The organism is Mycobacterium pseudokansasii (assembly GCF_900566075.1).
Taxonomy (GTDB): domain Bacteria; phylum Actinomycetota; class Actinomycetes; order Mycobacteriales; family Mycobacteriaceae; genus Mycobacterium; species Mycobacterium pseudokansasii.
Genome location: NZ_UPHU01000001.1, coordinates 3154295 through 3177162 on the forward strand (window position 1 = coordinate 3154295; position 22868 = coordinate 3177162).

At 65.1% G+C, this 22868-nt stretch carries 18 protein-coding genes and 1 riboswitch; of the genes, 17 read left to right on the forward strand and 1 reads right to left on the reverse strand.

The features are described 5' to 3' along the window. Positions 1-24: 24 nt before the first annotated feature. Positions 25-1206, reverse strand: a complete 1182-nt coding sequence (locus tag EET10_RS14290) for a cytochrome P450 (RefSeq protein WP_036403127.1) — start codon at positions 1204-1206, stop codon at positions 25-27. Between the two features lie 196 nt (positions 1207-1402). Between EET10_RS14290 and EET10_RS14295 the strand changes: the two genes are divergently transcribed. The 17 genes from EET10_RS14295 (at position 1403) to EET10_RS14375 (ending at position 22864) form a co-directional block, all read left to right on the forward strand. After that, a complete protein-coding gene (locus EET10_RS14295; RefSeq protein ID WP_423793578.1) occupies positions 1403-1624 on the forward strand; it encodes a ferredoxin in 222 nt (73 codons plus the stop codon). Between the two features lie 627 nt (positions 1625-2251). After that, positions 2252-3463, forward strand: coding sequence for a PPE family protein (locus EET10_RS14300; RefSeq protein ID WP_122502792.1), 1212 nt, complete (start codon positions 2252-2254; stop codon positions 3461-3463). A gap of 238 nt (positions 3464-3701) precedes the next feature. Beyond that, the gene (locus EET10_RS14305) at positions 3702-4001 is read left to right on the forward strand and encodes a PE family protein (RefSeq protein ID WP_036403125.1); all 300 of its coding nucleotides are present in this window, start codon (positions 3702-3704) and stop codon (positions 3999-4001) included. Between the two features lie 11 nt (positions 4002-4012). Further along, positions 4013-5245: a PPE family protein gene (locus EET10_RS14310; protein WP_036403124.1), complete on the forward strand. Its 1233-nt coding sequence runs from the start codon at positions 4013-4015 to the stop codon at positions 5243-5245. Between the two features lie 385 nt (positions 5246-5630). Then, the gene (locus EET10_RS14315; RefSeq protein WP_023363989.1) at positions 5631-5930 is read left to right on the forward strand and encodes a PE family protein; all 300 of its coding nucleotides are present in this window, start codon (positions 5631-5633) and stop codon (positions 5928-5930) included. A gap of 324 nt (positions 5931-6254) precedes the next feature. Beyond that, positions 6255-6551, forward strand: coding sequence for a type VII secretion system protein EsxW (esxW, locus tag EET10_RS14320; protein WP_036403122.1), 297 nt, complete (start codon positions 6255-6257; stop codon positions 6549-6551). 50 nt (positions 6552-6601) lie between these two features. Continuing rightward, positions 6602-6886 carry a WXG100 family type VII secretion target gene (locus tag EET10_RS14325; protein WP_023363993.1) on the forward strand — a complete coding sequence of 95 codons (285 nt, stop codon included), beginning with the start codon at positions 6602-6604 and terminating at the stop codon, positions 6884-6886. A 98-nt stretch (positions 6887-6984) separates the two neighbouring features. Further along, a complete protein-coding gene (locus tag EET10_RS14330) occupies positions 6985-7887 on the forward strand; it encodes an ESX secretion-associated protein EspG (protein ID WP_023363995.1) in 903 nt (300 codons plus the stop codon). Positions 7888-8157: 270 nt separating this feature from the next. Further along, positions 8158-9669 (forward strand): type VII secretion integral membrane protein EccD, encoded by a 1512-nt coding sequence (eccD, locus tag EET10_RS14335; protein ID WP_063467846.1) that lies wholly within the window; start codon positions 8158-8160, stop codon positions 9667-9669. Beyond that, a complete protein-coding gene (gene mycP / locus EET10_RS14340) occupies positions 9647-11407 on the forward strand; it encodes a type VII secretion-associated serine protease mycosin (protein ID WP_122502242.1) in 1761 nt (586 codons plus the stop codon). Before eccD ends, mycP begins: the two co-directional genes overlap by 23 nt. Then, entirely contained in the window at positions 11404-12615 is a 1212-nt protein-coding gene (gene eccE / locus EET10_RS14345) for a type VII secretion protein EccE (protein WP_063467848.1), read from the forward strand. The genes mycP and eccE overlap by 4 nt, the downstream gene beginning before the upstream one ends. Continuing rightward, entirely contained in the window at positions 12612-14447 is a 1836-nt protein-coding gene (gene eccA5, locus EET10_RS14350; RefSeq protein ID WP_036403119.1) for a type VII secretion system ESX-5 AAA family ATPase EccA5, read from the forward strand. Before eccE ends, eccA5 begins: the two co-directional genes overlap by 4 nt. 881 nt (positions 14448-15328) lie before the next feature. Beyond that, positions 15329-16591, forward strand: a complete 1263-nt coding sequence (locus EET10_RS14355) for a PPE family protein (RefSeq protein ID WP_122502243.1) — start codon at positions 15329-15331, stop codon at positions 16589-16591. A 372-nt stretch (positions 16592-16963) separates the two neighbouring features. Further along, a riboswitch (M-box (ykoK) riboswitch) is annotated at positions 16964-17139 on the forward strand. Positions 17140-17708: 569 nt separating this feature from the next. Continuing rightward, complete coding sequence (locus EET10_RS14365; protein WP_167480176.1) at positions 17709-18914, forward strand: PPE family protein; 1206 nt, start codon at positions 17709-17711, stop codon at positions 18912-18914. 210 nt (positions 18915-19124) lie between these two features. Continuing rightward, positions 19125-19253 (forward strand): hypothetical protein, encoded by a 129-nt coding sequence (locus tag EET10_RS31660; protein WP_276860978.1) that lies wholly within the window; start codon positions 19125-19127, stop codon positions 19251-19253. Positions 19254-20074: 821 nt separating this feature from the next. Continuing rightward, positions 20075-21361, forward strand: a complete 1287-nt coding sequence (locus tag EET10_RS14370) for a PPE family protein (RefSeq protein ID WP_122502244.1) — start codon at positions 20075-20077, stop codon at positions 21359-21361. A gap of 87 nt (positions 21362-21448) precedes the next feature. After that, positions 21449-22864, forward strand: a complete 1416-nt coding sequence (locus tag EET10_RS14375) for a PPE family protein (protein ID WP_036403115.1) — start codon at positions 21449-21451, stop codon at positions 22862-22864. Positions 22865-22868 lie beyond the last annotated feature (4 nt).

The following is a 22868-nucleotide window of genomic DNA, read 5'->3' on the forward strand; positions in this document are numbered from 1 at the left end:
AGCGCTGCGTAGGGCTGAGCTCAGTCAGCTCCAACGCAGCGGTAGCGTCTTGAGCGCGAAAGACTTTGACGGAAAACGGATCTCGGGCGTGTATTCCGGAGCCAGTTCGAATTCGGGAATTCTGTCAAGCCATTCGCCGACCACCAGGGTCAGCTCCAATCGCGCCAGGTGAGAACCCAGGCAGCGGTGCGGACCGCCCCCAAAACCCCAGTGGCGGTGCAGTTTTCCGTCCATGACCAGCTCGTCGGTGGACATCGCGTCGGTGCCGTCGCGGTTCACCGCGGCCATGCACAGGCGCACCGGGGAACCCGCGGGTAGCGTCATACCCCCGACCTCGACGACCCGGGTGGTGATTCGTGGTGCCACCGGGGCCGATGGCTCTAGCCGGACGATCTCCTCGATGAACACCCGGATCTGCTTGGGGTTGCCGCGAAGCATGGCGCGCAGCTCCGGTCTGCGCGCCAGTTCCAGCAGGCAAAAACCCACCGCCGCGGTCACGGTGTCCAATCCCGCGAGGATCAACAGGTGACTGAGCCCCAGCACCTCGATCTCGGTCAGCGGATCATCGCCGATGAGCACCTGCGACAGGACGTCCGGGCCCGGGTTCTGTTTGCGTTCGGTGATCGCTTGTGCGAGATAGTCGAACAGCTCACGGGTCGCGGCGGCGTCGGCCTCGGTCGGGTAAGGCCGGTCCGACATGGCAATGACAGCGTCCTTCCAGGCAATCAGGCGGTCACGGTCGGCCACCGGCAGACCGTAGAGCACCAGAAACAGCTGAAACGGAAACAGATTCGCGAAGTCGGCCATCGCCTCACACTCACCCCGGGGGGCGAGGGCATCGATCATGGCGATGGTGTGGGCCAGCAGCGCCGGACGCACCTTAGCCAAGGCGGCCGGGCTGAAATAGGGTTGCAGGATCCTGCGGTACCGGGTGTGCTCCGGCGGATCGAAGCCGAGGGGTACCAGTGGTAGGGGATTGCCCGGGGATCGAAAGGCTTCCCGCGACGAGAACGCCGTGGTATCGCGTAACGCCGCGAGCACGTCTTCGCGGCGGGTGAGGTAATACCAGCCGTTCATGAACACCACTGGCCCCGCGTCGCGCAACGTCTTCCATCCGAGGCCCCGGTCGGTGGCCATCGGCAACGTCGAATACTCAAGCCGCGGTAGGTAAAACGCGCCGGCCTGGCTGCCCTCGGTAATACTCATCCATTCGACTCTTCTGCTGTTGGCTTTCCCGTTTCACGGCCTTCGAGGCAGCCGGGCCCCGGTGACACAGCCCAATATCGCACGCGTGGCAAACACGCACCAATCCGACGGTATGAGCACGGCCCTGGCCGATGACAATGTGCTCGGCTAGCCTCGTGGAAGTTTGTTCGACTGGCACGGGCGGCTCTACGACGCGATGCCTGAAGCCCAGGGAGGGAACCACGTGAGGATTCGTCTGGAGCGGTCGCGGTGTGTGGGACACGCCCAGTGCTACGCGGTGGCCCCGGAACTGTTCCCGATTGATGACTCGGGATATTCGGTCCTCGACGAACACGTCGTGCGCCCTCAGGACGAGCAGTTGACCCGCGATGGTGTCGCCTCCTGCCCCGAGATGGCGCTCATCCTCGATGAGGACTGATCACGCCGCGTCCAAGACACTTCATAGATTCATAGGTCCGTAGCCGTACGCGACCGGGGTGTGCTCAGGAAACTCATACGTGGCGGCGCGCAACGTCTAGTGGGTAATTCTGGTTTCCCAACGCCCATGACCCCTGTTTGCGCAGGTCACCCGGGCGCAACTGAACTCGCGGTTTAACGACAGCTTAACAATGGTTTGCGGGGAATGAATTGTTGGCGTCCGCGCCCGGGGGACGCCGTTCGGCAACCTAAAGTGTTTTATGTGCAACAGGTTCATAACAAACGAATTGCTGGTTGGCGATGCTAAAATCTTGGACTTTTCGGGGTCGAGGGGGCATCCCGTTGCAGGCCGTACCGACGGAAGCGGCGGCCGTAACGGCCGCGGATGGATCCGGTGTCGGCTGCGCGATGACTGCCGGTAACGAGTTGACTCACCGGACGGCGAGGGCGAGCCACCGATGACCATCGGCAGCCAATGCATCCCCCGGTATGGGCAGGCGTATGGGCAGGGGTGGGGTAAGCACTGCTGGCCCGTGGCGAGTTCGCAATCAGGGTGACAGCGTAGCCGCGACCGGCTCGGCTGCCGCGATCGCGGTCGGCCAAGCAGGGGCTAAGGAGGGGTGGGTTGTTGGACTTCGGGGCGTTACCGCCGGAGATCAATTCGGGACGAATGTATGCCGGCCCGGGATCGGGCCCGATGATGGCTGCCGCGGCGGGCTGGGACGGGCTGGCCGCAGAATTGAGCACGGCGGCGGCCGGCTACGGCTCGGTGATCACCGAACTGACCAGCTCACCGTGGGTAGGGCCGGCGTCCGCATCGATGCTGGCCGCGGCCGCACCGTATGTGGCCTGGTTGAACGCCACCGCCGAGCAGGCCGAGCAAGCGGGCATGCAAGCCCGCGCAGCCGCGACAGCCTATGAGGCCGCCTTCGCGATGACGGTGCCGCCTGCGGTGATCGCGGCCAACCGGGCGTTGTTGCTCACCTTGATCGCAACCAACTTTTTCGGACAGAACACGCCGGCTATCGCGGCCACCGAGGCCCACTACGCCGAGATGTGGGCCCAAGACGCCGCCGCGATGTATGGCTATGCCGCCTCCTCGGCGACCGCTTCACAGTTGACGCCGTTCCAGCCGCCCCCGACCACCATCCAATCCGACGCAGCGGCCGGGCAGGCCGCCGCGGTCGGGCAGGCCCTGGCGGCATCGGCAGCCAACTCCGCGCCGACCGTTCTTCCGACCATGTCGATGACTGCGCTCCCGGGCAGCCTGACGTCGCCGCTATCCACACCGATCACGGGCATCGACGCGATACTGACCCAACTGGGTTTCTCACTGACCCCCTCGTCACTGGCGGTTCCCCCCTGGGTCGTCGGACCCACGGGACTGCTCGCCACCCTGTTCGGGAATTCGACAAATATTTGGAACTCGGTCACCAATTACCCATATTTCGCACTGGGGTCGGTCAATTCGCTGATCGCGTGGGGCGGTGGGCTGTTACCGGGTGCCCCGGCGCCAAATCCCGCGCTTGGTGGAGCGCTGGCGCCGCCGGGAGCCGTGGGTGGTTCCTGGGGTGCCCCGGCGGCCGGTCTTGGCAAGGCCGGGACCGTCGGCCGGTTGTCGGTCCCACCGACCTGGGTGGCCATCACGGCCTCAGAAGTAAGTCCATTGTCCGGCGAACCCGCAACCATCAGCGCCCTCGACGCCACCGCGACCAACGCCGGAACATCGGGATTAATGCGCGGAATACCCCTGACCGGCGCCGGCCGGCGCACCCCCGGCTACGTCAACAAATACGGCTTCCGCCACAACGTGCTCGCCCGCCCACTGCCGGCCGGGTAACTCGTGAGCATGCCGATTCAGCCAGTCCGAGCAACACAAATGGAGGCCACAAACCGCATAGATGCTGACGCAAACACCAACTGCAGATTAATGCTCGATAGCAATCAGTGAACAGTAGCGGTCCAGGAATGAATAGTTGGCATCGGAACCATGCCGAGCCATCACGGCCAAGTAACGTGATCACGGGATGGGGTGCCCTGAAGCCGTTGAGGCACAGGGTTATTCGAGGAGGAAACTGATGTCGTTTGTGACGACACAGCCACAAGCATTGTCGGCTGTTGCCGCCACCCCACAAGGCGTCGGCCCGGCACTGAACGCTCACAACGCCGCCGCGGCGATCCTCACAACCGGGGCCGTTCCAGCGGCAGCTGATGAGGTGCCAGCGCTGACCGCGGCACAGTTCGCCGCGCATGCCCAGATGTACCAGATCGCATCCGCGCAGGCGGTAGCCATCCACGAGATGTTCGTCAAGACCTTGGGTGTCAGCGCCGCCTCGTATGCGGCCACCGAGGCGGCGAACGTAGTCGCGAGCAGATAAGGGTCAAACAAATGGATTTTGGGGCGTTACCGCCAGAGATCAATTCCACGCTGATGTACATCGGTCCGGGGTCGGGGCCGATGACGGCCGCAGCTTCCGCGTGGAACGGGTTGGCAGCCGAGCTGAACGCAGCCGCCACAGCCTACGAAGCCGTGATCACCGGGCTAGCCACCGAAGAGTGGCTTGGTCCGGCGTCGGCATCGATGGCCGAGGCGATCGCGCCCTATGTGGCCTGGATGAGCAACGCCGCCACACAGGCTGAACTGGCAGCAAACAAGGCCACCGCCGCGGCAGCGGCATACGAGGCCGCCCATGCGGCGACGGTGCTTCCCCAGCTGGTCGCGCTCAATCGGGCCGAGCTCGCCCAGCTGCTGGCTGCCAACGTGTTCGGTCAATACACCAACGCCATCGCGGCGCTCGAGGCCCAATATGGTGAAATGTGGGCACAAGACGCCGCAGCCATGTACCAGTATGCGGGCTCGTCCGCGACCGCTACGAAGATCACCCCATTCGCTTCCCCTCCGCAGACGACCAGCCCAGCCGCCGCGGCATTACAGTCCGGCGCGGTCACGCAAGCGACCGGCACTGCGGCCGGCTCGGCGCAGCAAACGTTGTCGGATCTGATTAACGGCTTGCAGACCCAGCTGGCAAGTCTCGCGTCGCCCTCGAACGCAGCTCTTGTCGGGCTGACTCCGACCAGCGAGACGTTGGGATCGGTAGCTTTCAACCCGAACTCGATCGTCGGCTCGATCTTGACCGGGATCGGCGGAAACAGCACGTTGAACCCACAGTGGTTCATTACCGCGTTCAGAAACTTCGCCGGTCCCGCCTATAACGTCGAGGGCCTGCCCTACTTCTCGACCGGTATGGCGAATACCTTGCTGTCCCTGAGCAAGGGCCTGGCGCCGGCCGCCTCGTCGGCCGCCGGCAACGCCGCCGCGAACGGCTTAGCGGGATTGGGCGGACTACTGGGCGGCGGGGGTAGTGGGGTAGCGGCAAGCATGGGCCAGGCGGCGTCTGTCGGGAAGCTGTCAGTGCCGGCCGCGATCGCCGGGATAGGCCCGACGGTTGGCCATGCGGCTCCGTTGCCGATCAGCACTGTCAGCGCGGCACCCGACACGGCAGCCGGAAATCTGCTCGGTGGCATGCCACTAGCCGGTGCCGGTGCCGGAGCTGCGGCGGGCGCCGGGCCGCGCTACGGCTTCCGGCCCACCGTCATGGCCCGCCCACCGTTCGCCGGCTGACAGCGACGTTGTGCCGTGTTTCGCCGACGCCGCATCGCCTACCCGGAACGCGCTAGCAGGCCCCCGGTGCGCGCTGGGCTTGCACGACTACGCGTCATCAGCCCGGCAGGTTTGATCCGCCCAACCCGCGCGGCACCTGGAACGCCTTGGTCTGCCGGTTATGACCGGTGTCGACACCTGGCTTCCCAAGGGTTGGGGCGGGAGTTTGCTGAGCGGACGACAAACAGCCCTTCCCGCTGTTACTGTGTCGTTACCACAGGTGAATTTGCCGTGCCAACATGTGAATACTTGCTAAATGGTGTCGTTGAAAGCAAACTGGCGCCGCGCGGTCATCTACTCTCTTGCAGTAGAGCGGTGCCGGGGACAATCGAGGGAGGAAAACAGCATGTCATTTGTGACCACACAGCCGGAAGCTCTGGCCGCTGCGGCGTCAAGCCTGCAGGGTATTGGTACCACGATGAGCGCCCAGAACGCCGCTGCGGCGGCCCCGACGACAGGGGTCGTGCCAGCGGCCGCCGACGAGGTGTCGGCGTTGACCGCGGCTCAATTCGCCGCGCACGCGCAGATGTACCAAGCCGTCAGCGCCCAGGCGGCCGCGATTCACGAGATGTTCGTTAACACCTTGGCGACCAGTTCCGGTTCGTATGCGGCCACCGAGGCCGCCAACGCCGCCGCTGCCGGCTGACCACGCTGGCAGCTGTGGACCGGGGGCGGGATGCGGCTACGGACGTGAGTTCGACGCTGACCTCTCGCGGGTTGACCTTTGTGCGAACGCGTCACGCGGCCGAGTCTGTGGACCGGGACGCCGCATTCATCGATTCCGATGTTGCGGTCGGAGCCCGATGTCGGTGTCGCCGTGCCGTGACTCCCTGCGGACGGCGGCTGGAAAGGGGGGATCATCCATAGTTCTCCGGTCGGCGGTTGCGTGAACGCGTAGCTGGCCGGTCATCGCACCCGCAAACAACAGACGACAAATGATCTAGATCTAGGCAATTAAGGAGCAATTCAGGTGACTTCACGCTTTATGACCGACCCGCACGCGATGCGTGCGATGGCGGGCCGCTTCGAGGTGCACGCTCAGACGGTTGAGGACGAGGCCCGCCGGATGTGGGCGTCCTCGCAGAACATCTCCGGCGCGGGCTGGAGCGGCCTGGCCGAGGCCACCTCGCTGGACACCATGGGCCAGATGAACCAGGCCTTCCGCAACATTGTGAACATGCTGCACGGCGTGCGTGACGGCCTGATCCGTGACGCCAACAACTACGAGCAGCAAGAGCAGGCCTCCCAGCAGATCCTCAGCAGCTAGCGCCCAAAGCCACAGCTGCGTACGCTTTCACTGGTTAGGAGAACACCACTATGACCATCAATTACCAGTTCGGCGATGTCGACGCCCATGGCGCCACGATTCGTGCCCAGGCGGCGTCGCTCGAGGCCGAGCACCAGGCCATCGTTCGCGATGTGCTGGCTGCCGGCGACTTCTGGGGCGGCGCCGGTTCGGTGGCCTGCCAGGAGTTCATCACCCAGTTGGGTCGCAACTTCCAGGTGATCTACGAGCAGGCCAACGCCCACGGCCAGAAGGTCCAGGCCGCCGGCAGCAACATGGCGCAGACCGACAGCGCCGTCGGCTCCAGCTGGGCCTAAAACCGAACTTCAGGCGCGGCAGCACACCAACTACCGGGTGTGCTGCCGTGTCCTGCAGTTGACCGGCAGTCAACAACTGAAAACCCCTGAGGTTAGGCATGGATCAACAGAGCACGCGCACCGACATCACCGTCAACGTCGACGGCTTCTGGATGCTCCAGGCGCTGCTGGATATCCGGCACGTTGCGCCCGAACTGCGGTGCCGGCCGTACGTATCCACTGACAACAACGACTGGCTGAATGAGCATCCCGGAATGGCGGTCATGCGCGAGCAGGGCATTGTCGTCGGAGACACGGTCAACGAACAGGTGGCCGCCCGAATGAGGGTGCTCGCCGCGCCCGACCTCGAGGTCGTAGCCCTGCTCTCCCGGGGCAAGCTGCTGTACGGGGTAGTCGATGACGAGAACCAGCCGCCCGGTTCGCGCGACATTCCGGACAACGAGTTCCGGGTGGTACTGGCCCGCCGAGGCCAACACTGGGTGTCCGCTGTGCGGGTGGGCAACGACATCACCGTCGACGATGTCTCGGTAACCGACAGCGCATCGATCGCCGCACTGGTGATAGACGGGCTGGAATCGATTCACCACGCCGACCCTGCTGCGATCAATGCGGTCAATGTGCCTTTGGAGGAGATGCTGGAGGCCACCAAGTCATGGCAGGAATCCGGCTTCAACGTCTTTTCCGGCGGGGATCTGCGGCGAATGGGTATCAGCGCCTCCACGGTGGCCGCGCTGGGCCAGGCCTTATCAGATCCTGCGGCCGAGGTCGCGGTCTATGCACGGCAGTACCGAGACGATGCCAAGGGTCCGAGCGCCTCGGTGCTGTCCCTTAAGGACGGATCGGGTGGGCGCATTGCGCTCTACCAGCAGGCGCGAACCGCGGGTTCCGGGGAGGCGTGGCTGGCTATCTGCCCGGCGACCCCGCAATTGGTGCAAGTCGGGGTGAAGACCGTGTTGGATACGCTGCCGTACGGCGAGTGGAAAACACACAGCAGGGTTTAACAACACTGTTACGAAAAACGAAGTGTTACAACGCTTTCAAACATAGAATGCGAGCCAGATGCGGACCGGGCATACTGCTCTGGTAGCGGCTGCAAAATTGAAAAGCAAGTGTCAACCACAACCATTTAGTCGCGAGGCGAGGCAAATGAATTCGGAGTTGGTCGATCCGCAACTCAGCCGGGGCGACGCCTCGGTGAGCACACCGACGGTGCCCCGGGCGCGGCTGAAGTCATGGGCTACTACGTTCGCCACGGCAGGGGGTACAGGACGATGACCGCAGTAGCTGATGCGCCACAGACCGAAATCGAGGGCGTCTCGTCGCCCCGATCTGTCGTCGTCGGCATCATGGCCGGTGTCGGCGTCCAGATTGGCGTGCTACTGGATGCCAACGCCCCGGTTTCGGTGATGACCGAACCACTGTTGAAAGTGGTGAACAGTAGGCTCCGAGAGCTCGGCGAGCCTCCCCTGGAGGCGACCGGCCGCGGCAGGTGGGCGTTGTGTCTGGTCGATGGCTCGCCGTTGCGGGCCACGCAGTCGTTGACCGAACAGGAGGTCTATGACGGCGACCGGCTGTGGATCCGATTCATCCCGGATACCGAGAAGCGGTCGCAAGTCATCGAGCACATCTCCACAGCGGTTGCGTCCAATCTCAGCAAGCGATTCGCCTCGATCGACCCGGTTGTCGCCGTACAGGTTGGGGCGTCGATGGTGGCCATCGGCGTCGTCCTGGCATCAGGAGTGCTCGGGTGGTGGAGGTGGCACCACAACACGTGGTTGACCACCATTTTCGCGTCAGTGGTCGCTGTACTCGTGTTGGCGGTGTCGCTGCTGCTGTTGATGCGCGCCAAGACCGACCCGGATCGGCGCGTTGCCGACATCATGCTGATGAGCGGTCTTGCTCCACTGGCAGTGGCCGCCGCGGCTGCGCCTCCCGGTCCGGTCGGGTCGCCGCAAGCGGTGCTGGGTTTCGGGGTGCTGTCAGTAGCCGCCACGTTGGCGCTGCGATTCACCGGTCGCCGGCTTGGGATCTACACCGCGATCGTCACCATCAGCGTGGTGGCGACGCTTGCGGGTCTGGCCCGGATGGTCGCCGCAGCCGGCGCGGTGACGTTGTTCAGTAGCACGGTGCTGGCCAGCGTCCTGCTCTATCACGCAGCCCCCGCGCTGTCGCGACGGCTGGCCGGGATACGGTTGCCGGTGTTTCCGTCCGCGACCAGCCGGTGGGTCTTCGAGGCCCGTCCCGACCTGCCCACCACGGTGGTGAGGTCCGGTGGTGGTCCGGCGACCCTCGAAGGGCCGGCGTCGGTACGCGATGTGGTGCTGCAAGCCGAACGCGCCCGGTCATTCCTGAGCGGCCTACTGGTGGGGCTCGGCGTCCTGATGGTGGTATGTCTGACCGCGCTGTGCAATCCGCACACCGGGCAACGCTGGCTGCCGCTGTTACTTGCCGGATTCACCGCCGGGTTCCTGCTGTTGCGCGGACGCTCGTACGTCGACCGCTGGCAGGCGACCACCCTGGCCGCCACCGGCGTGATCGTCGTCGCCGCGGTGGTTATCCGGTATGCGCTGGTGTTGGCCTCGCCGTTGTCGGTGTCGATCGCCGCGGCGATCCTGGTGCTGCTGCCCGCCGCGGGTCTGACAGCTGCGGCCGTGGTGCCCAACACCATCTACAGCCCGCTGTTCCGCAAGTTCGTGGAATGGATCGAATACCTCTGCTTGATGCCGATCTTCCCGCTGGCATTGTGGTTGATGAATGTCTATGCAGCGATCCGGTACCGGTAACCACAGGTTGCGGCGTGGTCGTGGCCCAGCAGCGGCCGTCGCCGCGATTCTGCTTGCCACGGGTGCGCTAGCTGGTTTGCCGCCGGCGCATGCGATTTCGCCACCGACGATCGACCCGGCAGCGTTGCCACCTGATGGTCCGCCCGGACCCGTCGCCCCGATGAAGCAGAACTCCTACTGCACCGAAGTTGGAACGTTGCCCGGCACCGACTTCCGATTGCCACCCAAGTACATGGAGATGCTGAACCTCACCGAGGCATGGCAGTTCGGCCGGGGCGAGGGGGTGAAAGTCGCCGTCATCGACACCGGAGTGACGCCGCACCCCAGGTTTCCGCACCTGATTCCCGGCGGCGACTACGTGATGGCCGGCGGTGACGGCTTGTCGGACTGCGATGCTCACGGGACCATCGTGGCGTCGATGATCGGCGCGGCTCCGGCCAGTGGGGCGGCGCCGCCTCCGGCGGTTCCGCGCCGGCCCGTCACCATCCCCACCACAGAGAAGCCGCCACCACCGCAGACTGTGACGCTGTCGCCGGTGCCGCCGCAGACCCAGACGATCACCGTGGTTCCGGCTCCGCCGTCTGAGGAGGGGGCCCCGGGCGCCGCCCCGGCGCCGGGCCCGGTGCCTCCGGTGGCCCCGGGTCAGGCCCCGGCCGGCACCCACGGCGGTGGAACGGTGACGATACCGAGCTACTCCGGTGGCCGGCGGGTGATCGGCATCGACAATCCGAGCGGTCCGCGTCCGCTCGACCCGCCGCCCTCACCAGCGCCGCCGCCCGACGCGTTCAGTGGAATCGCCCCGGATGTCGAATTGATTTCCATCCGCCAATCGAGTCAGGCCTTCGGTCTCAAGGACCCGTACACCGGCGATGAAGATCCGCAGACGGCGCAAAAGATCGACAATGTCCAGACCATGGCGCGAGCGATCGTGCATGCTGCCAATATGGGTGCTTCGGTGATCAACATCTCCGACGTGACGTGCATGAGCGCCCGCAATGTGATCGATCAACGAGTGTTGGGTGCGGCCGTCCACTACGCGGCGGTCGACAAGAACGCGGTCATCGTCGCCGCGGCCGGTGACAGCAGCAAGAAGGATTGCAAACAGAACCCGGTTTTCGATCCGTTGCAGCCCAGCGATCCCCGTGACTGGAACGCGGTCACCACGGTGGTGACCCCGTCGTGGTTCAGCGACTACGTCCTGACGGTCGGCGCAGTCGATGCCAATGGTCAACCGATGAGTCAAATGAGCATCGCCGGGCCATGGGTCTCGATTGCCGCACCGGGGACCGACGTCGTCGGCCTCTCGCCTCGAGACGACGGCTTGATCAACGCGATTGACGGCCCGGACAACACGTTGCTGGTTCCGGCTGGCACCAGTTTCTCCGCCGCGATCGTGTCCGGGGTAGTGGCCCTGGTCCGCGCGAAGTACCCCGAATTGTCGGCCTACCAGGTCAAGAACCGAATGATTCGCACCGCCAGGCCGCCCGCTCGCGGCGTGGACAACCAGGTCGGCTACGGTGTGGTGGACCCGGTGGCAGCCCTGACCTGGGATGTGCCAGAAGGGCCGGTCCAGCCGCCGAAGCAACTGTCAGCGCCACTGGCGCTGCCGAAACCACCCACCGAACGCAATATGGTCCCGGTTTGGGTGGCTGCCGGGGGATTGACCGGGGCACTACTGATAGGCGGTGCGGTGTTCGGTACGGCGACATTGATGCGACGATCACGGAAGCAGCGATGAAGGCTCAGCATAGGTTTGGGCTGGCTTTGTCGTGGCCGCGGTTGACGACGGTGTTCTTGGCTGACGTGGTCATACTCGTGGTCGCCAGCCATTGCCCGGACTCGTGGCAAGGCCAGTACCGCGTCGCATGGTGGGTCGGGGTGGGCCTTGCGGTGGTGCTGACACTGTTGTCGATCGTCACCTATCACGGGATCACCGTGACCTCGGGTATCGCCACCTGGGTGTGGGATTGGTCTGCCGATCCGGGTACAGCCCTGGGCGCGGGGTGTACACCGGCCATCGATCACCAGCGCAACTTCGGACGTGACACCGTCGGAGTGCGTGAATATCAGGGCCAGTTGGTCACGGTGATCGAGGTCGACGGTGGTGAGGGCGACCAGCCGGGCCGACACCGTCATCGGACCTCGCACTCGGCGGTCTTGCCGGTGGGCGCGGTTGCTGAAAACTTGCGACAGTTCGACATCCAACTCGATGGCATCGACATCGTGTCGGTGGAAGTGCGCGGCGTCGCCGAGGCCGCCAAAGCGTCGGCTTCGTTGGACGAGTGGGGTCCTGAGGAGTGGGGAGTGGTGGGGGACAAACCCGCCGCCAACCGGCGCCGCACCTGGTTGGTGCTGCGGATGGATCCGCAGCGCAACGTGGCCGCGGTCGCCTCCCGCGATTCATTGGCCTCGACGTTGGTTGCGGCCACCGAGCGGCTGGTTCAGGATCTGGACGGTCAAACCTGTGCGGCGCGGCCACTGACCGCTGATGAGTTGGCCGAGGTCGACAGCGCGGTGTTGGCAGATTTGGAGCCAACCTGGAGCCGGCCGGGTTGGCGTCGTCTCAAGTATTTCAACGGGTTCGTCACTAGTTTCTGGGTGACGCCGTCGGATATCAGTTCCGAGACGTTGGACCACCTGTGGTTGCCGGACACGCCGGAAGTGGGCACCACGGTGATCACGGTACGGCTGACGATGCGGGCCGGTCGGCCGCAGATGTCGGCGTGGGTTCGCTATCACAGCGATTCACGTCTGCCCAAGGAGCTCACGCCGGGGCTCAACCGCCTCACCGGCCGCCAGTTGGCGGCCGTGCGCGCGAGCCTGCCGGTGCCGGGAAAACGTTCCCGACTGGTCGTGCCCGGTCGCGAACTGCGTGATTACGACGAGCTTGAACTGCCTGTGGATCAAGTACAGGAGCACGCGACAAGCTCGTCCGCAGGGCAATGACTCGCCCGCAGTCAACCGCTGAAGATGCCCGCAACGCCCTGGTCGCCGGTCTGCTCGCCTCTGGAATCTCGGTCAATAGTCTCCAGCCCAGCCACAACCCACAAGTGGCGGCACAAATGTTTACCACCGCCACCAAACTGGATCCCGGCATGTGCGATGCCTGGCTGGCCCGGATCCTCGCCGGCGACCAGAGCATCGAGGTGCTCGCCGGCGCTTGGGCGGCGGTCAGGACATTCGGTTGGGAGACCCGCCGTCTCGGCGTAACGGACCTGCAGTTCCGTCCCGAGGTCTCCGACGGGTTGTTTCTGCGGCTGGCCGTCACCAGCGTTGATTCGCTGGCATGCGCATACGCTGCGGTCCTCGCCGAGAACAGGCGTTACCAGGAGGCGGCCGAACTGCTCGACGCCACCGACCCCCGCCATCCTTTCGACACCGAGCTGGTCAGCTATGTGCGGGGGGTGCTCTACTTCCGCACCAAACGCTGGCCCGACGTGCTGAACCAGTTTCCCGAGGCAACGCCATGGCGTCACCCGGAACTGAAGGCCGCCGGCGCGGCGATGGCCACCACCGCGCTGGCGTCACTGGGCGTCTTCGAGGAGGCGTTCCGGCGAGCGCAAGAAGCCATCGAAGGGGACCGGGTGCCGGGTGCGGCCAACATTGCGCTCTACACGCAGGGCATGTGCTTGCGGCATGTCGGCCGCGAGGAGGAAGCCGTTGAACTGTTGCGCCGGGTGTATTCGCGCGACCCCAAGTTCACCCCGGCCCGCGAGGCTCTGGACAATCCCAACTTCCGGCTGGTACTGACCGATCCGGAAACGATTGAGGCGCGCAAAGATCCGTGGGATCCGGATAGTGCGCCGACCCGCGCCCAAACGGAGGCTGCTCGCCATGCCGAGATGGCCGCGAAGTATTTGGCGGAAGGGGACGCCGAGCTGAATGCGATGCTCGGCATGGAAAAGGCCAAAAAGGAAATCAAACTCATCAAGGCGACGACCAAGGTGAACTTGGCACGGGCCAAGATGGGGCTTCCCGTCCCGGTGACATCGCGTCACACCTTGCTACTGGGGCCGCCGGGTACTGGAAAGACTTCGGTGGCAAGGGCATTCACCAAGCAGCTCTGCGGGTTGACGGTATTGCGCAAGCCGCTGGTGGTGGAGACCAGTCGCACCAAGTTGTTGGGCCGGTACATGGCCGATGCCGAGAAGAACACCGAAGAAATGCTCGAGGGTGCGCTGGGCGGTGCGGTTTTTTTCGACGAGATGCACACTCTGCACGAGCGTGGCTATTCCCAGGGCGACCCCTACGGCAACGCGATCATTAACACCCTGCTGATTTACATGGAGAACCACCGCGACGAGCTTGTGGTCTTCGGCGCCGGTTATGCCAAGGCGATGGAAAAGATGCTGGAAGTGAATCAAGGTCTGCGACGGCGGTTTTCGACCGTGATCGAGTTCTTCAGCTATACCCCGCAAGAATTGATCGCGCTGACCCGGTTGATGGGTCAGGAGAATGAAGACGTCATCACCGACGCGGCAGCCCAGGTGTTACTGCCGTCGTACACCAAGTTCTACAACGACCAGACCTACTCCGAGGACGGCGATCTGATCCGAGGCATCGACATGCTCGGCAACGCAGGTTTCGTGCGCAATGTCGTCGAGAAGGCCCGCGATCACCGTAGTTTCCGCCTGGACGACGCAGATCTGGATGCCGTACTGAACAGCGATCTGACGGATTTCAGCCAGGACCAGCTGCTTCGATTCAAGGAGCTCACCCGCGAGGACCTTGCCGAAGGCCTCAGCGCAGCAGTGGCGGAGAAGAAGACGACGACTTAGCCGAGACGTAGCCGCTGTCTCGTTGGCCGGCAACAGCTAACCTTACGACTTGAACGCTAGCGCACCGCGCCGCCGTCGTAACCGGATTCCCGTGCGGGAAACCTCGACCTGGGTGCTGAGTCACCCGCCGTGGAACCACGACGGTGACCTAATGCTCGCGGTACCACTGAAGCACGGGAGTACCCGGTGTGAGCTTGCGTTTCCGCGCGGGAAAAGACATTGAGCCACACCGCCGGTAAGGGGTTCGAGATTTTCCCGGTGCTACCCCTATGGGTTAGGCCCAACTGGCTTCCGGGGCGGCTGCGGCCGGATACGCTGTGTGGTGCTGAAAGCTCGGACGACCGGGGTGGCGCTCCTGGCAAATTTCGCGAGGTGACTTCATCCGGGATATTGCTACCACCGTGGCACCCCGATGTGCCCCGATCGTGACAGGAGGTGGGCCGAACGGACCCGATCAATAGCGTGCTCCATGAAAGTTATGACCGATTCATCCCGATCTGGTCACGGCGCTGTGTCCGCCGTCTGAATCGGCTGGCGCCGAGTACCCCGGCGCGCGCTACGTAACACACGTACGTGCTCTCGGTAACACCCCGACACCACCACAGCGGCGAGGCTCCGTGGCCGGGTTGGACTATCCCCAAGAGGAGAAGTCCAATGTATTTGCTTAGGAAACAACCGGATTCGCTGCACACAGCGGCCGGCGACGTAACCGCGTTGACCACAATGCAATTCGCTGCCCACGGGCAACGAGCAGTCGTACACGCTGGCGCTGTTCAGAAATCGCGCTGGGCCGCCACGCCGAAGGACGTTGGTTGCCACACCACGACCGAAGCCGCCGACGCGGCCACCGAAGCCCTAGTCGGATAAGGGAGGTGAGGACGATGGATTTCGGAGCGCTTCCACCAGAAGTCAATTCGCTGCGCATGTATTCCGGTCCGGGTTCGGCGCCGCTGCTGGCTGCTGTGGCGGCCTGGGACGGGCTGGCCGCGGAACTGCGTTCGACAGCAAACTCATACGACGCGGTGATTTCGGAGCTGACCGGCGAAGGCTGGCTGGGCCCCGCATCGGCATCGATGGCGGCTGCAGTTGCCCCGTATATGTCGTGGATGAGCATCACCGGCGTCCAGGCCGAGCAGACTGCCGCCCAGGCGGCGACGGCGGCGGGTGCATTCGAGGCCGCGTTCGCGATGACGGTGCCGCCGACTATGGTCGCGGCTAACCGTGCTCGGTTGATGATCCTGGTTGCCACCAACATCTTCGGCCAGAACACTCCCGCGATCGCGGCCACCGAGGCCGAGTACGGCGAAATGTGGGCGCAGGATGCCGCGGCGATGTATGGCTACGCTGCCGGCGCTGCGGCGGCCTCGACGCTGACACCGTTTACCGAGCCGGCGCAGACCACCAACCCAGCAGGGCCGGCCGGCCAGGCTTCGGCCGTCGCTCAAGCAGCCGGCAGTTCGGCAGGCACTTTGACACAGTCGGAGCTGCCGCAATTGATGTCGGTAGTGCCGTCCGCGCTCGAAGGACTCGCGTCACCGGCATCGGCCCTGTCCGGAGTTGCAGCTGCGAATCCCGCAGCTGCAACTCCGGTGCCGGGCGGCATCCTCGCCGATATCCTGAATTTCCTGGACGGCAGAGACGGCAACCCCTACGGGACCTTCCTCAACTCCTCGCTGGTCAACGGCTTCACCTCAGCCGGGTACGTTAGCCCGGACCTGATCACGCCCGCGATCACGGGTGCCATGGCAGACCTCAACTCGTTGCAGGCCGGCGGACTGCCGGCTATCTCGCCACCCGACGGCGGCCATTTCAACTTCCCCGCATTGGCGGCGGCGTCGGCCCCGGCATCGGCGCCGGCCTCGACGGGTGTGAGCAGCGTCGTGACCGGGCTCAATCGGGCGGCGTTCGTCGGCCGATTGTCCGTGCCGGAGAGCTGGACGGCTGCCACCCAGGTGGTGAACCACGCCGGTGCCGCCGCCCCCGGCGGCGGTTGGACCAGCACCGCCACTGTTCCCGACGCCGCAGCGGGCACACCTGGCGTGCCGGGAATGCCCGCCCCGGGTGTTTACGGACACAGCTTCGGCAGCGGTCCCCGGTACGGGTTCAGGCCGACCATCATGTCCCGGCCCCCGGCCGCGGGCTGACGACAAGGGCGATGTTCGCGGTGAAGTTTGCCGGCACGCACCCGCCAGTGCCGGCGGGTCCACGCGGCTCCTGTGCCAGTGTCCCGCAACAAGATCCGGATCATGGCCCGGACGGTTGGTCCGACTCGTCATCGCCGGCCTTGTCGCCAGGACATCGCCGGCGCACCCATGGATGTTCCGGGATGCTGTGTCGCACAGACGGTTTGCGACCAGACGTCGGTGCGGCCGGCTTGACCGGCCACCGCAATATGCGTGATTTGCCATACCGCCACCTGATACGACGAATAGTTACCGCTTGTCCACCAACCGGGTATTGCCATTATCGGCGGGTTGGGTTGACTCCCATCGCCACAAGTGCCACGATTGCCCTTGCATGCACCTCGCTAGGTGAGGCGTCTGCACGGATACAGGCCACTGACCTCGAACGTCGAAAGACGCCCAGGGTCAGGACAGCTCTTCCCGGCTTAAGGGTTGAGCCCAAGTGGCTTCCGGCTTTGGCTAGCTGGATACGCCGTGTGGTGCCAAAGCTCTGACGAGAGGGGTGCCGCGCCCAGTTGTTCACTGGGCTCTCACCCCGGGTGCAGTCTGCCTGGCATCCCCGCGTGCCCTGGCCCTGAGGAGGTGAGAGCGAGATGAGTCCCGGCGATAGTCCGTATCCGAGTCCGACGAGCATTTCGTTCCGATCCGACCTCGGCGCCCTTTTCGCAATCTAAACGGGTTCGCCCGATTCTCTTCGCTACGCGGCTCCGCATTGTGGAGACGCGGCGCAGAGCGCGCGAAAGCAACTTCGATCCGGGGTGGGTCTTTTCTCCAGGAGAAGTTTGATGTCGTTTGCGATCACCCGTGCAGCTGTGCTGTCTACGACCCCCGGGCCGTGCCAAGCGAACACCGCACCCGCAACGAGCAACCGCCCATTGCCCTGCAGCGGACAAATACTGCAAGCGACGAATCAGACCGGACCACAACACAATTCAGTGCCCGCGTCCGGAGCTGGCGGTGGCGTCACAGTGCGGGCGGCCCATCGATCACCTACCGCGACTTCGGGTACCGGCGCCGGCTTAGGTGCGGCCACCGGCGCCGCCAGCACTATCCCAGCCGATGAGAAAAGAGGCCAGCGATGACCGTCGCCCTGGACTTTGCCATGCTGCCGCCCGAAATCAATTCCGCTCGCATGTATTCGGGACCCGGCTCAGGCCCGATGCTTGCCGCGGCGGCGGCCTGGAATAGCCTGGCCGCGGAATTACGTGCGACGGCACTGTCCTATCACTCGGTGCTCGCGGCGCTCACCGGCGAAGAATGGTACGGTCCTGCATCGGCATCGATGGCAGCCGCCGCCGCGCCCTACGTCGCGTGGCTGAGCGCTACCGCTGTTCAGGCAGAACAGACCGCGATACAGGCGGAGGCCGCCGCGGGAGCCTACGAAGCCGCCTTCGCCGCGACCGTCCCTCCGCCGGTGATTGCGGCCAACCGTACCCAGCTGATGGCGCTGATCGCCACAAACATCCTCGGCCAGAACACCCCTGCCATCGCGGCCACCGAGGCCCAGTACAGCGAAATGTGGGCCCAAGACGCCATGGCGATGTACGGCTACGCCGGATCCTCGGCTGCCGCCACACAGCTGAGCCCGTTCGTCGAGCCTCAGCAGTCAACCAACTCCAGCGGGCTGGCCGCCCAGGCGGCTGCGGTCACCGAGGCCGCCGGCACCTCCGCCGGCAGTCAGCCGAGCACGCTGTCCGGGCTGATTTCCATGGTTCCTAGTGCATTGCAAGGACTTTCGGGACCTACCAGCACATCCTGGCTACAGGTGATTTGGGACCTGCTGACCGGGTCTGGACCTGCTTGGTGGCAGACCTTGTGGAACGTCTGGGGACCCAACGCGAATGTCTGGAACACCATCAGTTCGACCGGGCTCTTCGTCCCGGGAAGCACGTTTGGACCCTTCATGGCCAGCCTGCTGGGCGGCGCAGTGGCCGCCGATGCGGCTCAGGATGCGAGTGTGGCCGCGGCTGGAGCTGGCAACGCGCTGGCGGCGGGGCCGCTCGCGTCCACCGGTGGCTTGGGAAATGCGGTCTCGGCCGCTTTGGGCAACTCGGGGATTGTCGGCAAGCTGTCGGTGCCGCCGGCGTGGACCGCCGCCTCGCCACTGCACAACCCGCTGGGTTCGGCATTGGGCGGCACGCCGATGGTTGCGCCTCCGCCGGCGGTGGCGGCGGGTATGCCCGGTATGCCGTTCGGCAACATGGCCGGTCATCCCTTCGGACGGGCTGTGCCCCAGTACGGCTTCCGTCCCACCTTCGTCGCGCGACCGCCCGCGGCGGGCTAGCCGCGAAGACCTGGCTGCGCGGCGATCACACCTGCCTTTGGTGCTGCAGAGGCGGTCTGGATGATTGCGGAGGCGGCTGAGCGGCGCGGCAACCGACCGGCCGGTCCCAGCATTTTTCCAGCCTTCACTCAGGTCAGTGACAGGCAAATGCGGCACCTTTCAGTCAGGTCATGAGTACCCTGCTTCCTTTCGGGGTAAGGAGCACACGTCATGGCGATCACTCATCAGGTCGATGGCGTCGACGTCCACCGGCGCGCTATCCAGGCCCAGAAGGTAGCCGCGGCGACCGAGCCCCGCCGCGTCGCGCGCGACGTGCTCGCCTCCTGGGAGTTCTTGTGAGTGGCATGACGTCGGCCAGCAGTCGTTTCGGGGTGGTGTGGCGCTCAGGCGCTTGGTCAGCAGGGCCTCCGCAATCGGATCGCCGGCTACCGCCGTGCCGTCAGCCACAGCCGTCCTCGAAACTCACCGGGGACCGTCTCGGGATGCTGTAGCTGACGAACCAGCAATCGACTCCTTGCCAGCAGGATCAAATCCCAGGAGGCAATACGGCGCCGGTTACCCCAAGAATGTCTGAAAATAATGTAATATTTGCGGCGTTTCGGTTGTCTGGCCGACATGCTTGGGCGGAACTGTAATAGCGATACAGGTTACCGTATCGATTATCATCGGCAATGGCAGCCGATCGCGTGGACTGACACACGTACAATATCGCCGGATTTGCTCTGCTCGCGGTTTGATCTGTGCCACGTGGAGCGCGATCGGACCGCATAATTCGCTTTTCTCCAGCACTATGGCTAGAAGGGGTTACCGCGTGATCCGTCCTGGCGAAGTGATAGCTAAGCTGAGAGTTTTCCGCCGATCAACGACGCAGTGGCGGTTACTTTTAACGTCGTGATTACATGCCGGGAACGCAATGCAAATAATTATTCGGCAGCATAACGGAGATGGTCGGCTAGGGGGCAGTCACAATCGCGCCGGTGGCGCATCTCGACGAGCAGATGATTCGTAGCGGGAGAGCCTGGATAGACGTCAAGCAGGCGGAATCAATCACGGAGCGGTCGGCGGGATGAAGAATGAGTTCCGTAAGAGCTGACCTAACCACGTACGGAACTACACGGCCGTGATTACTATGGCGGTCAGCGAAGGACCGGAGGCAGCAAATGACGGATTTTGGGGCGCTTCCGCCGGAGATCAACTCGGGGCGGATGTACGTCGGGGCGGGCGCTGGTCCGATGTTGGCAGCGGCCGCGGCATGGGATGAGTTGGCTGCTGAGTTACAGTCCGTGGCCGCCTCGTATCGGTCGATCGTCGAGAGTCTGACCGTAGGACCGTGGACGGGGCCGTCGTCGATCGCGATGGCGGCCGCGGCTGCGCCGTATCTGGCGTGGATCAACACCACGGGGGCACAAGCAGAGCAAGCTGCCGCCCAGGCGGCGGTCGCTGCAGCCGCCTACGAGACGGCCTTTGCCGCGACGGTGCCGCCGCCGGTGATCGCGGCCAACCGAGCGCTGCTGATGACGTTGATCGCCACCAACATTTTCGGGCAGAACACACCGGCGATCGCGGCCACCGAGGCCGAGTACCTGGAAATGTGGGCCCAAGACGCGGCCGCGATGTATGCCTACGCCAGCTCCTCCGCCACGGCCGCTCAGCTGACGCCGTTTACCGAGCCGCCACAGACCACAAACCCGTCCGCGGCGGCGGCCCAATCCGCCGCGGTGGCACCGGCAACCGGCACCGCTGCGGCCTCGGACATCACGACACAGCTTTCCCAGCTGATCGCCGCGGTGCCCAACGCGCTGCAAAGCCTGGCCTCGACCACGTCGTTACCGACGGCGGCGCCGTCCTTACCGGGATCCTTATTCCCGGCGTTGCCGCCATGGTTGGTGACCGATATCGAAAACTGGAACATCATCATGGCGACCCTGAACGGGCCTTATTCGCTGCAGGGGCTCGCCGCCATTCCGGGCGGCCCGTTCCTGTCCTTCGGACAGGTCTACGCCTACGCCCAGAATGGCCAGGGTTTGCAGGCCTTTTTCGCCCCTTCCAAGCCCATCACCGGGGCCCTGGCCCCGATCGCTGATTCGCTGGGCGCAAACCTGACGTCCAGCAGCGCGGGTGGTGGTGGGCCGGTCACCGGAGCGATGGGGCGGGCGGCCCTGGTGGGCAGCATGTCGGTGCCACAGGGTTGGACGCAAGCCGCCCCCGCGATGCGACTGGTCTCCTCGCTGCTGCCCAGCAACTTGGCCGCCGCCCCGGCCGCGGCGTTTTCCGGCGAGGCCGGGGTATTCGGCCAGATGGCCCTGTCGAGCCTGGCCGGCCGCGCCCTGGCTGCCACCACGTTCGGCTCCGCAGGCAGTGGTACGGCAAGTTCATTGGGCGGCGTTGTCGCCGGGGCAGATCCCGCCACCGCCACCATCATCGTGATCCCGGCGCTCGACGAATGACGGCGGTGACGGTGATGATCGGCGTTACGACGGGCCATAGCCCAACTCGGGCCACACAAAGCACCCGGCCAGGTAAGGGGTAGAGACGTGTTCTACGCAGCACTTCCACCGGAGATCAATTCGGGCCGCATGTACACCGGTCCCGGATCGGGCCCGATGCGTGCCGCCGCGGCGGCCTGGGACGCGCTGGCCGCCGAATTACAATCCACCGCTGCCGCGTGCTCGTCGGTCATCGACAGCCTGACCAGCGGGCCGTGGGTCGGTCCGTCGGCGGTGGCCATGGCGGCCGCGGCCGCGCCGTATGTGACTTGGCTGCAAGGCACCGCCGCCCAGGCCGCGCACGCGGCCACCCAGGCCGCCGCGGCGGCCGGCGCCTACGAAACGGCGTTCGCAGCACATGTGCCGCCGGTGGAGATCGCGGCCAACCGCAGTCAACTGGCGTCGCTGGTGGCGACCAACATCTTCGGCCAGAACACCCCGGCGATCGCTGCCACCGAGGCGCAATACGGCCAGATGTGGGTCCAAGACGCCGTCGCGATGGACGGCTACGCCGGCTCCTCGGCGGCTGCCGGCCAGCTGACACCGTTCACCGAGCCGCCGCAAGTCGTCAACGCGACAGGACTGGCGGGCCAAGCCGCTGCGGCGGGCCAAGCCGCCGGAACCTCGGCCGGCACCGCTGCGCAGTCGGTCCTGGCCTCGGCCGATCCGATTTCGTGGTTGCTGCAACTGGGTGCCGACCTCAGCACCGCCTACACAAAGGCCATGAACGACCTGGTGAACGGCATCTTCGGGCCGACTGCAGCGGCGGATTATGTGCGGCTGTTCCTCGCTGTGAGGGGTCCCGTGGGCTTTACCACGCCGTTCAACTGCATCGGGCTGCTGGTCAACTTCCCCGCATCGCAATTCCTGAAGTTCGCCCCGCACTCGGCGGCTGGTGGACTCGGCGCGCTCTCGAAAGAGGGGCTGGGCGCTGGGCTGGGGCTGGCGCCCCACTGGGGCCGAGGCTGGCTGACCGGCGCAACATCGGGCGACGTGACGGCGCATTGGGGGCGCGGCACCCTCGTCGGGTCCTTGAGCGTTCCACCCAGCTGGGCGACAGCCACGCCCGCCATCAGGACCGTGGCCGCCGCATTATCGGCCGCCGGGCCGGAGGCCGTGCCGGCAGCTGCCCTCGGCGAGGGAGGGCTACTCAGTTCGACGGCGCTGGCGGGCATGCTCGGAAGCGCCCTCGGTGCCGGTGCTCCCAGCGCCGTCAGTGGCGTCGGCGTCCGCGGCCGTATCACCCCGCTCAAAGACCTCAAGGACGCCACGTCGCCGGACAAACTCCAGCGGCTGGTCGCGCAGATATCGGAGAAGCCCGAAAGCGTCCAGCATCACAGCGTCGACCCCGAAGGCCTTGACAGCCTGCTCGAGCAACTGGCGAAGAAGCCGGGCATCCACGCCGTGCACCTGTCCAAAGGCGACAAACCCAAAGTGGTTCCCTCGGATTCACAGTTGGGCTGACACA

Excerpts from the sequence above, each read along its gene's own strand:
- EET10_RS14330 (WP_023363995.1), top strand. The coding sequence starts at position 6,985 with ATGGATCAACAGAGCACGCGCACCGACATCACCGTCAACGTCGACGGC.
- EET10_RS14315 (WP_023363989.1), top strand. The coding sequence starts at position 5,631 with ATGTCATTTGTGACCACACAGCCGGAAGCTCTGGCCGCTGCGGCGTCA.
- EET10_RS14310 (WP_036403124.1), top strand. The coding sequence starts at position 4,013 with ATGGATTTTGGGGCGTTACCGCCAGAGATCAATTCCACGCTGATGTAC.
- EET10_RS14370 (WP_122502244.1), top strand. The coding sequence starts at position 20,075 with ATGACGGATTTTGGGGCGCTTCCGCCGGAGATCAACTCGGGGCGGATG.
- eccE (WP_063467848.1), top strand. The coding sequence starts at position 11,404 with ATGAAGGCTCAGCATAGGTTTGGGCTGGCTTTGTCGTGGCCGCGGTTG.
- mycP (WP_122502242.1), top strand. The coding sequence starts at position 9,647 with ATGCAGCGATCCGGTACCGGTAACCACAGGTTGCGGCGTGGTCGTGGC.
- EET10_RS14325 (WP_023363993.1), top strand. The coding sequence starts at position 6,602 with ATGACCATCAATTACCAGTTCGGCGATGTCGACGCCCATGGCGCCACG.
- EET10_RS14290 (WP_036403127.1), bottom strand. The coding sequence starts at position 1,206 with ATGAGTATTACCGAGGGCAGCCAGGCCGGCGCGTTTTACCTACCGCGG.
- EET10_RS14295 (WP_423793578.1), top strand. The coding sequence starts at position 1,403 with ATGCCTGAAGCCCAGGGAGGGAACCACGTGAGGATTCGTCTGGAGCGG.
- eccA5 (WP_036403119.1), top strand. The coding sequence starts at position 12,612 with ATGACTCGCCCGCAGTCAACCGCTGAAGATGCCCGCAACGCCCTGGTC.
- EET10_RS14355 (WP_122502243.1), top strand. The coding sequence starts at position 15,329 with ATGGATTTCGGAGCGCTTCCACCAGAAGTCAATTCGCTGCGCATGTAT.
- EET10_RS14365 (WP_167480176.1), top strand. The coding sequence starts at position 17,709 with ATGACCGTCGCCCTGGACTTTGCCATGCTGCCGCCCGAAATCAATTCC.
- eccD (WP_063467846.1), top strand. The coding sequence starts at position 8,158 with ATGACCGCAGTAGCTGATGCGCCACAGACCGAAATCGAGGGCGTCTCG.
- EET10_RS31660 (WP_276860978.1), top strand. The coding sequence starts at position 19,125 with ATGGCGATCACTCATCAGGTCGATGGCGTCGACGTCCACCGGCGCGCT.
- EET10_RS14305 (WP_036403125.1), top strand. The coding sequence starts at position 3,702 with ATGTCGTTTGTGACGACACAGCCACAAGCATTGTCGGCTGTTGCCGCC.